Origin of the sequence: Sagittula sp. S175, assembly GCF_049800975.1 — a bacterium.
Classification (GTDB): domain Bacteria; phylum Pseudomonadota; class Alphaproteobacteria; order Rhodobacterales; family Rhodobacteraceae; genus Sagittula.
This window is the reverse complement of record NZ_JBNAGB010000027.1, coordinates 9,239-24,556: the sequence shown is the minus strand read 5'-3', so window position 1 is coordinate 24,556 and position 15,318 is coordinate 9,239. Positions and strand designations below refer to the sequence as shown.

At 65.8% G+C, this 15,318-nt stretch carries 13 protein-coding genes; 12 read left to right on the top strand and 1 reads right to left on the bottom strand.

All coding sequences use genetic code 11. From position 1 onward, the window contains the following. Positions 1-97: 97 nt before the first annotated feature. From ACP16H_RS22880 to ACP16H_RS22825, 12 genes are all read left to right on the top strand, one after another. A complete protein-coding gene (locus ACP16H_RS22880) occupies positions 98-859 on the top strand; it encodes an SDR family NAD(P)-dependent oxidoreductase (protein ID WP_425074550.1) in 762 nt (253 codons plus the stop codon). A gap of 10 nt (positions 860-869) precedes the next feature. Then, positions 870-2,654 (top strand): feruloyl-CoA synthase, encoded by a 1,785-nt coding sequence (locus tag ACP16H_RS22875; RefSeq protein ID WP_425074549.1) that lies wholly within the window; start codon positions 870-872, stop codon positions 2,652-2,654. Between the two features lie 584 nt (positions 2,655-3,238). Next, positions 3,239-4,810 carry a benzoate-CoA ligase family protein gene (locus ACP16H_RS22870; protein WP_425074548.1) on the top strand — a complete coding sequence of 524 codons (1,572 nt, stop codon included), beginning with the start codon at positions 3,239-3,241 and terminating at the stop codon, positions 4,808-4,810. After that, positions 4,807-5,613: an alpha/beta fold hydrolase gene (locus ACP16H_RS22865; protein ID WP_425074547.1), complete on the top strand. Its 807-nt coding sequence runs from the start codon at positions 4,807-4,809 to the stop codon at positions 5,611-5,613. The genes ACP16H_RS22870 and ACP16H_RS22865 overlap by 4 nt, the downstream gene beginning before the upstream one ends. Continuing rightward, positions 5,610-6,023 carry a DUF309 domain-containing protein gene (locus ACP16H_RS22860; RefSeq protein ID WP_425074546.1) on the top strand — a complete coding sequence of 138 codons (414 nt, stop codon included), beginning with the start codon at positions 5,610-5,612 and terminating at the stop codon, positions 6,021-6,023. The genes ACP16H_RS22865 and ACP16H_RS22860 overlap by 4 nt, the downstream gene beginning before the upstream one ends. Positions 6,024-6,105: 82 nt before the next feature. Next, positions 6,106-7,767 (top strand): 2,3-epoxybenzoyl-CoA dihydrolase, encoded by a 1,662-nt coding sequence (gene boxC / locus ACP16H_RS22855; RefSeq protein WP_425074545.1) that lies wholly within the window; start codon positions 6,106-6,108, stop codon positions 7,765-7,767. A gap of 80 nt (positions 7,768-7,847) precedes the next feature. Next, complete coding sequence (gene boxB / locus ACP16H_RS22850) at positions 7,848-9,299, top strand: benzoyl-CoA 2,3-epoxidase subunit BoxB (protein WP_425074544.1); 1,452 nt, start codon at positions 7,848-7,850, stop codon at positions 9,297-9,299. A 126-nt stretch (positions 9,300-9,425) separates the two neighbouring features. After that, complete coding sequence (locus ACP16H_RS22845) at positions 9,426-9,593, top strand: hypothetical protein (protein WP_425074543.1); 168 nt, start codon at positions 9,426-9,428, stop codon at positions 9,591-9,593. A 63-nt stretch (positions 9,594-9,656) separates the two neighbouring features. Further along, positions 9,657-10,841: a benzoyl-CoA 2,3-epoxidase subunit BoxA gene (gene boxA / locus ACP16H_RS22840; RefSeq protein ID WP_425074542.1), complete on the top strand. Its 1,185-nt coding sequence runs from the start codon at positions 9,657-9,659 to the stop codon at positions 10,839-10,841. Positions 10,842-10,961: 120 nt separating this feature from the next. Next, a complete protein-coding gene (locus tag ACP16H_RS22835) occupies positions 10,962-11,387 on the top strand; it encodes an acyl-CoA thioesterase (protein ID WP_425074541.1) in 426 nt (141 codons plus the stop codon). A 98-nt stretch (positions 11,388-11,485) separates the two neighbouring features. After that, positions 11,486-12,397, top strand: a complete 912-nt coding sequence (locus tag ACP16H_RS22830) for a helix-turn-helix transcriptional regulator (protein ID WP_425074540.1) — start codon at positions 11,486-11,488, stop codon at positions 12,395-12,397. A gap of 26 nt (positions 12,398-12,423) precedes the next feature. After that, on the top strand, positions 12,424-14,481 hold the full coding sequence (locus ACP16H_RS22825) for an FAD-dependent oxidoreductase (protein WP_425074539.1): 2,058 nt from the start codon (positions 12,424-12,426) through the stop codon (positions 14,479-14,481). Here the strand turns inward: ACP16H_RS22825 and ACP16H_RS22820 are convergent. After that, positions 14,478-15,116, bottom strand: a complete 639-nt coding sequence (locus ACP16H_RS22820) for an HAD family hydrolase (protein ID WP_425074538.1) — start codon at positions 15,114-15,116, stop codon at positions 14,478-14,480. The two genes, ACP16H_RS22825 and ACP16H_RS22820, sit on opposite strands and share 4 nt — an antisense overlap. Between the last annotated feature and the right edge of the window lie 202 nt (positions 15,117-15,318).

The following is a 15,318-nucleotide window of genomic DNA, read 5'->3' as shown; positions in this document are numbered from 1 at the left end:
GGGGGCGCTGCCCCCGTCGCCTCTGAGGAGGCGACTCCCCCGAGGGTATTTGTGAAACCAAAGAACATGGGGCCGGGCGCCCGAGGGGAGGTTCGACATGAAAATTGCGGGACAGGTTGCGATCGTCACGGGCGGGGCGAGCGGACTGGGGGCGGCAACGGCGCGGCGACTGGCGGCCGAGGGGGCCAGAGTTGGCATCCTCGATTTCGACGCCGATCGCGGGGCCGAGGTGGCGCGCGAGATCGGTGGACATGCGGTAAAGACCGACGTGTCGTCGGAGGCTTCGGTGGCGGCGGCGGTGGCCGAGGTGAAGGCCACGCTCGGCGCGCCGCGGATTTCGGTCAGCTGTGCCGGGATTGGCTTGGCAGCGCGGGTTGTCGGGCGCGAGGGCGTGCTGTCGACGGAACTGTTCGAGAAGACGATCCGGGTGAACCTGATGGGGTCCTATTACGTGATGAGCCATGCGGCGCGCGAGATGATGGCGCTGGAGCCGCTGGAGGGGGGCGAGCGCGGCGTGGTCATCAATACCGCGTCGGTGGCCTTCGAGGACGGGCAGATCGGGCAGGTGGCTTATGCGGCGTCGAAAGGCGGGATTGCCTCGATGTGCCTGCCTGCCGCCCGCGAGATGGCCAAGCAGGGCGTGCGGGTCATGGCGATTGCGCCGGGCCTGTTCAACACGCCGATGATGGAGGGCCTGCCGCAGGAGACGGTGGACGGGATCGTGGCGAACATTCCCTTCCCGCATCGTTTGGGCGATCCGGCGGAATACGCGCAGCTGGTCTGCCAGATCTGCGAAAGCGCCTATCTGAACGGCTCGGTCATCCGGCTGGACGCCGCTGTGCGTCTGCCACAGCGCTGAGGGTCTGGGGATGGGTGTTCAGTATCGCGCGCACAAGGTGAAGCGGGAGGATCGGGCCGATGGTTCGATCATCCTGACCTCTGGCTACGACATGAGCCCGGTGGCGGAGAAGACCGGTGTCTGGGTGGACCGCTGGGCCGCCGAGGCGCCCGACCGGGTGTTCATTGCCGAACGCGACGGCGAGGGCTGGCGCGAGGTGAGCTATGCCGAGACGCGCCGGATCGTGCGGGAGCTGGCCGGTGGGCTGCTGGCGCGCGGGGTGTCCGCGCCGCTGGTGGTGATCTCCGGCAACGGGGTGGACCATGGCCTGCTGACGCTGGCGGCGCAGTACATCGGCGTGCCGACGGTGCCCCTGGCGGAGCAGTATTCGTTGATCCCCGAGGCGCGCGGCCAGCTGGAGCATTGCGTCGAAGTGGTGAAGCCGGCGGTGGTCTTTGCCGACGATGGCGCGCGCTATGGCGAGGCGCTGGCCATGCCGATCTTCGACGGGATGCTGAAGGTCGTGGCGAAGAATGCCTCGGGTGACATGCTGCTGCTGTCGGACCTGATGGGATCGGACGCGGGTGTCGATGCGGCGGCGGCGGCGGTCGGCCCGAACACGGTGGCGAAGTACCTGATGACCTCGGGGTCGACCTCGCACCCTAAGGCGGTGGTGACCACGCAGCGCATGATGTGCGCGAACCAGGCGCAGATCCTCGACGCGCTGCCCTTCCTCGGCGATCCGGCGAAGCCGCCGGTGGTGGTGGACTGGCTGCCGTGGAACCATGTGTTCGGCGGCTCGCACAACTTCAACATGATGCTGTCGAATGGCGGGACCTTCTACGTGGATGGCGGCAAGCCGACGCCCGCGTTGATGGGCCTGTCCATCGAGAACAACCGTATGAAGAGCGGCACACTGGCCTTCAACGTGCCGGTGGGCTTTGCCAAGATGCGCGACGCGATGAAGGCGGACGAGGCCCTGCGCGACATGTATTTCTCGGGTCTCGACATGCTGTTCTACGCCGGGGCGTCGCTGCCGCAGGACGTGTGGAACGACCTGGAGGACATGGCCCGGGAGGTCACCGGGACGGTGCCGCTGATGAACTCCAGCTGGGGTCTGACAGAGACCGGCCCGGCCTGCCTGATCCAGCACGAGCCGACGCATATGTCGGGCATCGTCGGCGTGCCGATGACTGGGGTCGAGGTGAAGCTGATCCCCGATGACGAGATGCGCTGCGAGGTGCGGGTGCGCGGGCCGAACATCATGCCCGAATACCTGAACGATCCCGAGAAGACCGCCGAAGCCTTTGACGAGGAAGGGTTCTTCCTCACCGGGGACGCGATGAAGTTCGTCGATCCCGAGGACATCGACAAGGGGATGAAGTTCGACGGGCGCATCTCGGAGGATTTCAAGCTGCTGACCGGGACATGGGTGCGGGCGGCGAACCTGCGGCTGGATCTGCTGCGTGACCTGGCGCCACTGGCGGCGGACCTGGTGATCTGCGGCGCGGACAAGGGCGAGATCGGCGTGCTGGTGTTCCCGTCGCAGGCCTGCATGGACATGGCGGTGCAGGAGGGCGAGCTCTACTGCTCGGAAGTGCTGCATCACGAACTGGCCAAGAAACTGCGGGCGCGGGGCGAGCATGGCTCTGCCACGCGGGTCAGCCGCGCGCTGGTGATGTGCGAACCGCCCTCGTTGGGGGATGGCGAGATCACCGCCAAGGGCAACCTGAACTTCCGCAAGGTGCAGGCCCGCCGGGCGGGGCTGGTGGCGCGGCTCTATGACGACAGCGACCCGCAGGTGGTGCGCGTCTGATTAAGATCCGGTTACCGCGTCAGCGGGGTTAAGACGGCGCGCGCAGCGGTTAACGCAGCGCGCGCAGTGTTGCTGCACGACATACGGTGTCCTGCCCGACGTTGTCCACAAGGGCTTAACGAAACTCAATCTTGGTTACGGCGTACGCAAGGTGAGTCGCGGCCGGTTTGGCCGGGAAAACCGGCCGGTTGTTAACCTGTCAGGCGATTCGCAGCCGCCGCCCCCGTTGCATGAAAAATTTCGCCGTTAACCGGCAGAAAAACTTTCCCGGAAGACCACGGTAAACCGCGCCGCGAGACGCCGAAGAGGACGACGACACACTCGCGCAAAGCCGACCGAATAGTCAGCAATACTTGCCATGTTAGCGCCTGCGCCCTGCTTCTTTGGTTTTCCAAATACCCTCGGGGGAGGCCGCAGGCCGGGGGCAGAGCCCCCAAACGACATGTGCACAAAAGTGCACACGTCACATATCAATCGTTGATTTGTCTCACGTGACTGGCATTATAGCGCACAAGCGCGTTCGGGGAGGAGACCGGACGCGTGCGCTTGATCCGGGCGTTGCCCGGGTCGCTGGGAGGTTTGATATGACGGACAATCGCAATGCGGCGATCCACTTCGTGGATCGTCACGTCGATGAGGGGCGCGAGGCCAAGGTGGCCTTTCGCGAGGCTGCGGGCAAGAAGCGTGACCTGACCTATGGCAAGCTGGCCGAGCGCAGCGCGCTGGTAGCCGGGGCCATGGACCAGCTGGGCATTCACCCCGAGCAGCGGGTGGCCTGCCTGATCCTCGATCAGGTGGAATACCCGGAAATCTTCTGGGGCGCGTTGAAGGCGCATGTGGTGCCGATCGCGCTGAACACGCTGCTGACGGCCGAGACCTACGACTTCATCTTCCGCGACAGCCGCGCCGTGGCGCTGTTTGTCTCGCGCGAGCTGTACGATGTGGTGAAGCCGATCCTTGGCGAGAACCCCTTCCTGCGGCACGTGGTGGTGATCGGCGACGACACGCCCGAGGGGACGCTGTCCTACGAGGCGCTGATGGCCAGCGCCACGCCGAGGAAGCCCGCGCAGGTGGGCGAGGATGAATGTGCCTTCTGGCTTTATTCCTCGGGCTCGACGGGTCAGCCGAAGGGCGTGCGGCATGTGCATGGCGCGCTGAGGGCGACGGCGGACACCTACGGGGCGCAGGTTCTGGGCATCCGGGAAGACGACGTGGTCTATTCCGTGGCGAAGATATTCTTTGCCTACGGGCTGGGGAATGCCATGACCTTCCCCATGTCGGTGGGCGCGACGACGGTTCTGTATGGCGGGCGGCCCACGCCGGATGTGGCAGTGCAGATCGTGGCGGATGAGCAGCCGACGATTTTCTGCGGGGTGCCGACGCTCTATGCCGCGACGGTGCATTGGCTGGAGAAGAACGCGGTGCCGGCACATCGGCTGCGGCGCTGCATCTCGGCGGGGGAGGCCCTGCCCGAGGAGGTCGGCAACGGCTGGAACAGGCTCTGGGGCTGCGAGATCCTCGACGGGGTGGGCTCGACGGAGATGCTGCACATCTTCCTGTCGAACGCGCCGGGGGACGTGGTTTACGGCACCAGCGGACGCGCGGTGCCGGGGTATGAATTGCGCTGCGTCGATGAAGACGGGCAGGAGATCACGCCGGGCGGCGTGGGCGAACTGCTGGTGCGGGGTGCCTCGGCCGCCGAGGGCTATTGGAACAAGCGGTCCAAGAGCCGGTCGACCTTCGAAGGGGAATGGACCCGAACGGGGGACAAGTACGAGGTGACCGAGGACGGGCGTTTCGTCTACTGCGGGCGCACGGACGACATGTTCAAATGCTCGGGCATCTGGGTGTCGCCCTTCGAGGTGGAGCAGGCGGTCGTCGCCCATCCCGGTGTGCTGGAGGCGGCAGTCGTGCCATGGCGCGATGCGGATGACCTGGAAAAGCCCAAGGCCTTTGTCGTGCTGAAGGACGGCTCGGACGCGGCGGCGGTCGTGGCGGAGTTGAAGGACTTCGTGAAGGCCAAGGTCGGCGCGTGGAAATACCCGCGCTGGGTGGAGGTCGTGGAGGACCTGCCAAAGACCGCGACGGGCAAGATCCAGCGCTTCAAGTTGCGGCAGGCGAAGGCCTGCGATCCAGCCGTGGAGGATGTGGCATGAGCTGGCCGGCGGAGGTTGTCGCCGGGGGCAAGCGGCTGGAGAGTTTCGGCGTGGGGCCGGGGCCGGGTGAGGCACCGACCATCGTGCTGCTGCACGAGGGGTTGGGCTCGGCGGGGCTGTGGCGGGACTTCCCGCAGCAGCTGGCTGAGGCGACTGGCTGGGGCGTCTTCGTCTATTCGCGCGCGGGTTATGGCCGGTCGGAGGCGGCGGATCTGCCGCGCCCGCTGGACTACATGACGCGCGAGGCGGTGGAAGTGCTGCCGGAGGTGCTGGAGGCTGTGGGCTTTCGGCGCGGGGTGCTGATGGGGCATTCGGACGGGGCGACCATCGCGGCGATCTATGCCGGGTCGGTGGAGGATCACCGGGTGCGTGGGCTGGTCTTGGAGGCGCCGCATTTCTTTACCGAAGAGATGGGTTTGGCCGAGATCGCGCGCGCCAAGGAGGCCTTTGCGACGACCGATCTGAAGGCGAAGATGGCGAAGCATCATGACGATGCCGAGGCCACGTTCCGGGGCTGGAACGATGCATGGCTGGCGGAGGGGTTCCGCGACTGGCACGCGGGCGAGGTGATCGATTACTGGCGGGTGCCTTGTCTGGCCATTCAAGGCGCGCAGGACCAGTACGGGACACTGGCGCAGATCCGCGAGATCGAGGGGCGGTCTTATGCCCCGGTCGAGGTGCTGGTGCCCGATGACTGCCGCCACGCGCCGCATTTCGATGCGACGGAGGCGGTTCTGGCAGCGGTGGTCGAGTTCCTGGAACGGCTGGAGCGCATCGAGGCGGCGGAGCCGGATGCAGCGTGACCGCTGGGCCGTACATCCCCGGACAGACGGAGCGCCCCCCGGAGGGGGCGTTCGATCATTTGAAGGGGGTCGCGGAACCTTTGGCGGAGTGCCCGGCCTGGCGCGCGGGCAAGCGGTTCTTTCGGGAGGGGTACTTCTGGGAAGCGCATGAGGTCTGGGAGGTGGTCTGGATGGCCGCGCCCGAGAACTCGGCCGAGAAGGTGATGGTGCAGGGCGTCATCCAGTTGGCCAACGCGCGGTTGAAGCGGCGAATGGGCCGCGACGCGGCGGCGGCCAAGCTGGAAGGGATTGCCTGGGGCCTGATGGCCGAGGCCTGGCGACGGGCGGATGGCCCGGTGATGGGATTGGTGCGACCGATTTGGGATGGATTGATGCACTATAATGCAGAAACAATATTTGGCGTGGAGTAATGTGCATTATAATGTGAAAACCGCATTGCGAGGGCAGGTTTTTGCGGTATAGTGCCACCCAAGCGCGGAGGAGACAGGACGAATGACCAAGCGAATCGAGTTCCAGGTGGACCCGGCTGCCTACAAGCACTGGAAGGTCGAATACGACGGCCCGGTGGCGAACCTCTATATGGACGTCGACGAGAACGGCGGGCTGTTCGACGGCTACCAGCTGAAGATGAACTCCTACGACCTGGGCGTCGATATCGAGCTGGCGGATATCGTGCAGCGGATGCGCTTCGAGCACCCCGAGGTGAAGGTCGTGGTGATGAAGTCCGGCAAGGACCGTATCTTTTGCGCCGGGGCGAACATCCGGATGCTGGGCGGCGCGAAGCACGCGCACAAGGTCAATTTCTGCAAGTTCACCAACGAGACGCGGAATACCTTCGAGGCGGCCGAGGAGGACAGCGGCCAGAAGTACATCGCGGCGGTCAAGGGTGCCTGCGCGGGCGGCGGCTATGAGCTGGCGCTGGCCTGCAACCACATCATGCTGACGGATGACTCCTCGTCCTCCGTGTCGCTGCCAGAGGTGCCTCTGCTGGCGGTGCTGCCGGGGACGGGCGGTCTGACCCGCGTGACGGACAAGCGGAAGGTCCGCCGGGACCGCGCGGATGTGTTCTGCTCGACCGAGGAAGGCGTGCGCGGCAAGCGGGCGGCGGAGTGGAACCTTGTGGACGAGGTGATCCCGAATTCGAAGTTCGATGCCACGGTCGAGGAGCGGGCGAAGGAATTCGCGGCGGCGTCCAGGAAGGCGGACGTGGCGAAGGGCGTGACCTTGGGCAAGCTGGACCGGACGTTCCATGAGGATGGCTCGGTGACGTATTCGACCGTAGAGGTGCAGGCGAACCGCGAAGGGCGCACCGTGACGATCACCATCAAGGGGCCGGACGCGGATGCGCCTGCGGTTATGGCGGCCTTCGAGGCGCAGGGCGATCAGGCCTGGATGCTGCGCGCGGCGCGCGAGCTGGACGATGCGATCCTGCACCTGCGGCTGAACGAGCCGGAACTGGGCCTGATGGTCTGGAAGACGCAAGGTGACCCCGAGGTGCTGCTGGCGCATGAGGCGCTGCTGATGGCCAACAAGGATCATTGGCTGGCGGGCGAGGTGCTGCAGTACTGGAAGCGTGTGCTGAAGCGGGTGGATGTGACGTCCCGTTCGATGGTGGCGCTGGTGGAGCACGGGTCGTGCTTTGCCGGGGTTCTGGCGGAGCTGCTGTTCGCCGTGGACCGGTCCTACATGATGGAAGACGAGTTCGAGGGGGATAACCGTCCTATTGCCACGGTGACGCTGTCGGATGCGAACTTCGGCCCGATGCCGATGGCCAATGGTCTGACGCGGTTGCAGACGCGGTTCCTGGGCGATGCCGAGGCGCTGGCCGGGGCCGAGGATAAGAAGGGTGAGGCGCTGGAGGCCGAGGATGCCGATGAGGCCGGCCTTGTCACCATGATCCTCGACGATATCGACTGGGAAGACGAGATCCGCATCTTCCTGGAAGAGCGCGCGTCGTTCAGCCCGGATGCGATGACCGGCATGGAGGCCAACCTGCGCTTTGCCGGGCCGGAGACGATGGAGACGCGGATCTTTGGCCGCCTGACGGCGTGGCAGAACTGGATCTTCATCCGCCCGAACGCGGTGGGCGAGAATGGGGCGTTGCAGCGGTATGGCACCGGTGTGCGCGGCGATTACAACATGGAGCGCGTTTGACGCTGGGAGAGGCGGTTTCTTGAAAAGAAACCGCGGCGGAAACTTTTCAAGTTTCCGGGCATACGGAGAGGAATAGGCACATGATGGACCTTATCAACGTCAGCTATGACACGCAGATCCCGAACAACGTCGGTTTGTCCGGTGACAAGAAGGTGCTGAAGGCGCTCGAGCGCTGGCACCCGGGCTACATCAACTGGTGGAACGACCTGATCCCGCAGAACTTCCAGGAGTCGATGGTCTACCTGCGCACCGCCGTGTCCGTGGACCCGAAGGGCTGGGCGAAGTTCGACTACGTGAAGATGCCGGAATACCGCTGGGGCGTGCTGCTGGCCCCGCAGGTCGAGGACCGGCGCATTCCCTGCGGCGAGCATGCGGGAGAACTGGCCTGGCAGGAAGTGCCGGGCGAGTATCGCAACATGCTGAAAAGGCTCATCGTGATCCAGGGCGACACCGAGCCGGGCTCGGTGGAGCAGCAGCGCTTCCTCGGTCTGACCGCGCCGTCGCTTTATGACATGCGCAACCTGTTCCAGGTGAACGTCGAGGAAGGCCGCCACCTGTGGGCGATGGTCTACCTGCTGTTCAAGTATTTTGGCAAGGATGGCCGCGAGGAAGCGGATGACTTGCTGCGTCGGTCCTCGGGGTCCGAGGAAGCGCCGCGGATGCTGGGGGCCTTCAACGAGGAGACGCCAGACTGGCTGTCCTTCTTCATGTTCACCTATTTTACCGACCGTGACGGCAAGATGCAGCTGGAATCGCTGGCTCAGTCGGGCTTTGATCCGCTGTCGCGCACCTGCCGCTTCATGCTGACCGAGGAAGCGCACCACATGTTCGTGGGCGAGACCGGGGTGGGCCGGACCATCCAGGCGACGCTGGACGCGATGAACAAGGCGGGCATCACCGATCCCTACGACACGGACAAGATCCGCAACATGGGTGTCATCGACCTGCCGACGATCCAGAAGAAGCTGAACCTGCATTACACCCTGTCGCTGGACCTTTTCGGGCAGGAAGTGTCGACCAATGCGGCCAATGCCTTCAACGCCGGGATCAAGGGTCGGTACATGGAGACCCGGATCGACGACGACCACAAGCTGCAGGGCGACACCTACAAGGTGCTGGACATCGAGAACGGCGTGCTGATCGAGCGCGAGGTGCCGGCGCTGACGGCGATCAACATGCGCCTGCGCGACGATTACGTGCGTGACGCGGCGGGGGGGGTCGGTCGCTGGAACAAGCTGATCGAGAAGGCCGGGATCGAGTTCGAGCTGAAGCTGCCGCATCAGGCGTTCAACCGCAAGATCGGTGTCTTCGCGGGCAAGAACTTTGACCCCGATGGCAAGCTGTTGTCGGGCGAGGAGTATGATCGCGGCATCACCCAGTGGCTGCCGACCCATGCGGATGGCGACTTCATCACCTCGTTGATGAAACCCTGTTACGAGCCGGGCAAGTATGCGTCCTGGATCGCCGCGCCGAAGGTGGGGATCGACAACAAGCCGGGCGACTTCGAATACGTGAAGCTGCATATGGCGTAAGGTTCGGGTCGGGGTGGGGCGAATTTTCAGCGAAAATTCATCCCGCCTTGATCTGGCGCATGGCAGGATGGCCGGAGGTCCGGCCTTTTTGTGGATCATATCCCGATTGCGAACAGGGGAAACGTCATGGAATCGAAGCGACTTGTCGGACATGCCCCGCGCACCCGCGCCGTGGGCGAGGAACTGGTCAGCATCCAGGGGCCGTGCATCGGCTGCAAGGGCTGCACGGGCCTGTGCGCCGCATTGATCGAGGCGCTGTCGGTGCCCGATGTGGTGCTGGGCCGCGCCGGCTGATAACCCGAAACAGACGAAACGACAGGGCCGGGGCCGGGCTGGGCACCCGGGGGAGGACCGCGCGTGAACAAGCCGTTGAAACAACACCTGATCGACCCGGAAATCTGCATCCGCTGCTACACCTGCGAGATGACCTGTCCGGTGGAGGCGATCGTCCATAACGACGACAATGTCGTGGTTGATGCCGACAAGTGCAACTTTTGCATGGATTGCATCCCGGTCTGTCCCACGGGGTCGATCGACGAATGGCGCGTGGTGGCGGAGCCCTATTCGGTGGAGGAGCAGTTCGGCTGGGACGAGCTGCCCGAGCAGGCTGAGCTGGGCGGGAGCGAGGCGGATACCGGCCTTGAGGCGCTGGACGAGGCCATGGCGGCGCTGCTGGCCGAGGCGCATTCCGGGGCCGGGGGGAAGGCGCGCGCGCCGGCCTCGGCGGCGAAGCCCACCGTGAACCTCTATACCTTGGGCAAGCCTGCGGTGGCGAAGGTCACGGGGATCGTGCCGCTGACCAAGGACCCGGAGAACGACGTCCGGCACATCATCCTCGATTTCGCGGGGCAGCCCATGCCGGTGCTGGAGGGACAGTCCATCGGCATCCTTCCGCCGGGCGAGGACGCGGAGGGCAAGCCCTTGTTGCCGCGTCTTTATTCCGTCAGCAGCCCGCGGGACGGCGAGCGGCCGAACTACAACAACCTGTCCCTGACGGTGAAGCGCGAGGCGGGCGGGGTGTGCTCGAACTACCTGTGTGACCTGAAGGTGGGGGACGAGGTGCGGGTGACGGGGCCGTTCGGGGCGACTTTCCTGATGCCCGACGACCCCGAGGCGCGGCTCTTGATGATCTGCACCGGCACGGGCTCGGCGCCGATGCGCGGGTTTACCATGCGCCGTCAGCGCACGGTCGGAGGCAAGTCGGGCGGCATGGTGATGTTCTTCGGTGCACGCACGCCGGATGCTCTGCCGTACTTCGGGCCGCTGAAGAAGGTGCCGGAGGCGCTGCTGGAGCAGCACCTGGTCTATTCGCGCATGGCCGAGGGCAAGGAATACGTACAGGACCGGATGCGGATGGAAGAGGACCGGGTGGCGGACCTGCTGAATGATCCCAAGACCCATGTCTATATCTGTGGGTTGCGCGGGATGGAGGAGGGGGTCGAGCTGGCCTTTACCAACATTGCCGAGAGCATCGGGCAGCAGTGGACGGCGCTGCGCGACGCGATGCGCGAAGAAGGGCGCTATCACGTCGAGACCTATTGAGAGGGTGGAGGGGGCTCTGCCCCCGTCTCCTGCGGAGACTCCCCCGGAGGTACTTCGACCAAGAAGAAGCAGGGGCCGGGCGTGTTGGTCCGGGGCAGTGGTCCTGTGGAGGGATAAGGCATGAGTGAGCCGTATGTGCACGAGATCCGGGTGGCTTGGGGAGATTGTGACCCGGCGCGGATCGTCTACACGGCGCGGATCCCCTGGTTCGCGCTCGATGCAATCAATGGCTGGTGGGAGGATCGGCTGGGTGATGGCTGGTTCCAGATGGAGCTGGACCGGGGGGTGGGGACGCCTTTCGTCAACATGAATCTCGACTTTAGGTCGCCAATCACGCCGCGGCATCGCCTGATGTGCAGTGTGCAACCGGTGCGGCTGGGCGAGACGTCGATCACTTTCGAAGTGGTGGGGCGGCAGGATGGAGTCGTGTGTTTCGAGGGGCGGTTCACCTGTGTCTTTGTCACGGCAGCGGCCTTTGCCAAGTGTCCGCCACCAGAGGACATCCGCGCCTTGGTCGAGGCACATCTGCCGGTGGCCGGGACCTAAGTCTGCGCCGAGATTGTGCAGAAAAGCGCCTGTTTGACGTTGCTTTGGGCGGCGAAGCGGCTACTGTGTTGCACTATAATACACAAAGCGTGGGACATATGAGCAAGGTGCAGCCGCTTTCGATGGACATGGCGCAGCGCGACGCGGAGGCCGAGCGCGCGGTTGAGGCGCTTTTGGTGCGGGTCGGCGAGCGGGTGCGGCGGGCGCGGGAGGCGCGGCATATCCCGCGCCGGGTGTTGTCGGAGATGTCCGGAGTCTCGCCGCGTTACCTGGCGCAGCTGGAGGGCGGCGAGGGCAATATCTCGATCGGGTTATTGATGAAGGTGGCGCTGGCGCTGGACCTCGACGTGGACCGGCTGGTGGGGGAGGAAGACCCCTGGACGTCCGAGGTCTTGCGCGTGGCGGACCTGTTCGCGCGGGCGGATCGGGCGGTGCAGGCGCGGGCCTTGGCAGTGCTGGAGGCGCAGGCCCCGGAGGGCGCGCGGGCACAGCGGGTCTGCCTCGTGGGTCTGCGGGGTGCGGGCAAGTCGACGCTGGGGCGGCTGGCGGGCGAGGCGCTGGGCGTGCCCTTCCTGGAACTGAACGCCGAGATCGCGCGGCTGGGCGGGATGCCCGTGGGCGAGATCATGGCGCTCTATGGGGCCGAGGGGTATCGCCAGCTGGAGGCCGAAGCGGTGGAAGGCGTCATCAAGGCGCATGACCGAATCCTCCTGGCCGTGGGCGGCGGGCTGGTGGCCGAGAGCGGTACTTACGAGCGGGTCTTGGAGCGGTTTCACACGGTGTGGGTGAAGGCTTCGCCTGAAGAGCACATGGGGCGGGTGCGGGCGCAGGGCGATTTGCGGCCCATGGCGGGCCAGCCCGAGGCGATGCAGCAGCTGCGCACTATCCTGCGGGCGCGCGAGGTGCTGTACGAGCGGGCGCATGCGGCGCTGGACACCAGCGGCGCATCCTTGGAGGAAAGCGTCGAGGCGTTCAAGGCGCTGCTCGCGCGCGAGGGTTTTCTGGAATAGGCGCTTTGGGCGCGTGGGAGGACGGGATGGCTGTCGGCTGTCGTCGCGAGGGCACGGCCCTCATCGTGACCTTGGACAATCCGCCGGTGAATGCGATCGGTTTGGCGGTGCGGCAGGGGTTGGTTGCAGCGTTGGAGCGCGCGGCCTCGGAGGAGGGGGTGAGCCGGGTGGTTCTGATGGGCGCGGGGCGTGCCTTTGCCGCCGGGGGCGACGCGCGTGAGTTCGATGCGCCTGCCGTGGCGCCGCATCTGAATGACGTGGTGAACGCTATCGAGGCCTGCGAAGTGCCATGGGTGGCGGCAATCAACGGGGTTGCGCTGGGTGGCGGGACAGAGTTGGCGCTGGCTTGTCGTGTACGGATTGCGGCACCTTCTGCACAGTTGGGCCTGCCGGAGGTCACTTTGGGCATCGTTCCGGGCAGTGGCGGGACGCAACGCCTGCCGCGTCTGGTGGGCATGGCGAAGGCGGTGGAGATGATCTCCTCGGGGCGGGCCGTGACGGCGGCGGAGGCCGAGCGGATCGGGTTGATCGATGGCGTGGCGGATGATCCGCTGACGGTGGCTTTGGGGTTGGACGTGGGGTCCGTGGCCCTGGCGGATCGGGTCTGTGACCTGCCTGCGCCCGAGTTGGATGCTGAGGCACTGGCGGCGGCGCGTTTGTCGGTGGCAAAGAAGGCCCCGCAGCAGGTGGCGCCCTTGCGGGCCATCGAGCTGGTGGAGCAGACGGCGACGGTGCCTTTGGCCGAAGGGTTGGCGGTGGAGCGTGAGGCTTTCTTGACGCTGCGGGTTGGGCCGCAGGCTCGGGCGCTTCGTCACGTGTTCTTTGCCGAGCGGGCGGCGAAAGCGCCGGAATGGCTGACGGCTGAACCAGGGGATTTCAGCCATGTGGCCGTGGTCGGCGGCGGCACCATGGGGGCGGGGATCGCCTACGCCCTGCTGAACGCGGGGGTGCGCGTGACGCTGTTGGAAAATGACGCCGAAGGCGTGGAGCGGGCGCGCGCGAATGTGGGCAAGATCGTCGAGGCGTCGATGAAGCGGGGCTTGATCGACGCTGCCGGGGCCGAGGATCGCCGCGCGCGGCTGGTGCTGTCGCAGGACTACGGCGATGCGGCGGAGGCGGGGCTGGCCATCGAGGCGGCTTTTGAGAGTGTGGAGGTGAAGCGCAGTATTTTCAGCCAGTTGCAGGCCGTTCTTGCACCGGAAGCGGTGCTGGCGTCGAACAACTCTTACCTTGATCTGGACGAGATTGCGCGGTCGGTGGACGATCCCTCGCGCGTGGTGGGGCTGCATTTCTTTGCGCCTGCGCACATCATGAAATTGCTGGAGATCGTGCGGGGCGAGGCGACCTCGGACCGTGTCTTGGCCACCGGGTTCGCGCTGGCTAAACGGTTGAAGAAGATCCCGGTGCTGGCGGGGGTCTGCGACGGGTTCATCGGGAACCGCATTCTGGCGCGCTACCGCGAGGCGGCGGATACGGTGTTCATGGATGGCTCGACGCCGTGGGAGGTGGACGAGGCCATGGTGGAATTTGGTTACGCCATGGGTCCTTACGAGGCGCAGGACCTGTCGGGGCTGGACATTGCACATGCCAACCGGCGCCGGCAGGACGCGACGCGCGACCCGGCGCGGCGCTATATCCCCATCGCCGACCGCATGGTCGAACTGGGCAAGCTGGGGCGCAAGACCGGGGCGGGCTGGTATCGTTACCCGGGGGGCAATGGCAAGGTCGAGGACCCGATCGTGGCGGACCTCGCGCTGGAGGAGGCACATTTCGCCGGGATCACCCGCACGGATTACGGTGCGGAGGACATCCGCGAGCGGCTGCTGCTTGCGATGATCAACGAGGCGGCGGATATCCTCGGCGAGGGCATCGCGCAAAGCGCCCGCGACATCGACCTGGTGACGGTCTTTGGCTACGGCTTCCCGCGCTGGCGGGGCGGGCTGATGCACTACGCCGACAGCTTGGGCGTCCCGGCGATTGTCGAGAAGCTCCAGAGGCTTGTGCAGGAAGACCCGGTTGCGTGGAAGGTTTCGCCTGTGCTGCTGGACTGCGCCGCGCGGGGCGTTACGCTGGCCGAACGCTAAAGGCCCAGCAGGGCGGGGAGATCATTCAACGAGGCAAACACCTCCGCCCCCACATCAGACAACGCGGGGTTGCCCTCGGGCGCGTAGCCCATGACGCGCATTCCGGCGGCGATCCCGGCGCGCGCCCCGGTGGGGCTGTCCTCGACCACGACGCAGTCGGCGGGTGGCACGTCGAGGCGGCGGGCAACTTCGAGATAGAGGTCGGGCGCGGGCTTTGGCCGCCCGAGGGTCTGCCCGGACAGGATCACGGCGAAACGGTCGCGGACGGTGGGGTGCTGGCCCAGCGTCACCTGCATCTTTTGATCCGACCCGTTCGAGCCGACGCCGGTGACGATCCCGGCGGCGTCCAGCCGGTCCAGCAAAGGCTCGATCCCGGGGATCAGCGCAACCCCCTCGGCCAGCCGCGCGTAGAAGGCGTCCACCCAATCCTCGGGCAAGTCAGCGCCCAGTCCACGCGCGCGCCGCGCCACATCGGCCATGGTGCCACCCACCAGTCCATGCACCTGCGCATCGTCCATGACGAGCCCGTAGCGGGCCACGTCCATGCGGATCATGTCGAGGGTGACAGGCTCGCTGTCCACGATGACGCCGTCGCAGTCCAAGATCACGGCGCGGGGAATTTTCTTTTCGCTCATGGCGCGACACTTAACCCGGCCAGCCAAAACTGCAACCCACGCCGGAAGGACGCGCGCTTTTGCTTCTTTGGTTTGGCAAATACCTCGGGGGTTTGGGGGCAGCGCCCCTGACGCGCCGTAGGCGTGTTGCGGGCGCCCCCCCGGGGGGCGCCCCCCGCGCCCCCGCGGGGCCCCCGCCAAAAAAAAAAAAAAACCCCCCGGG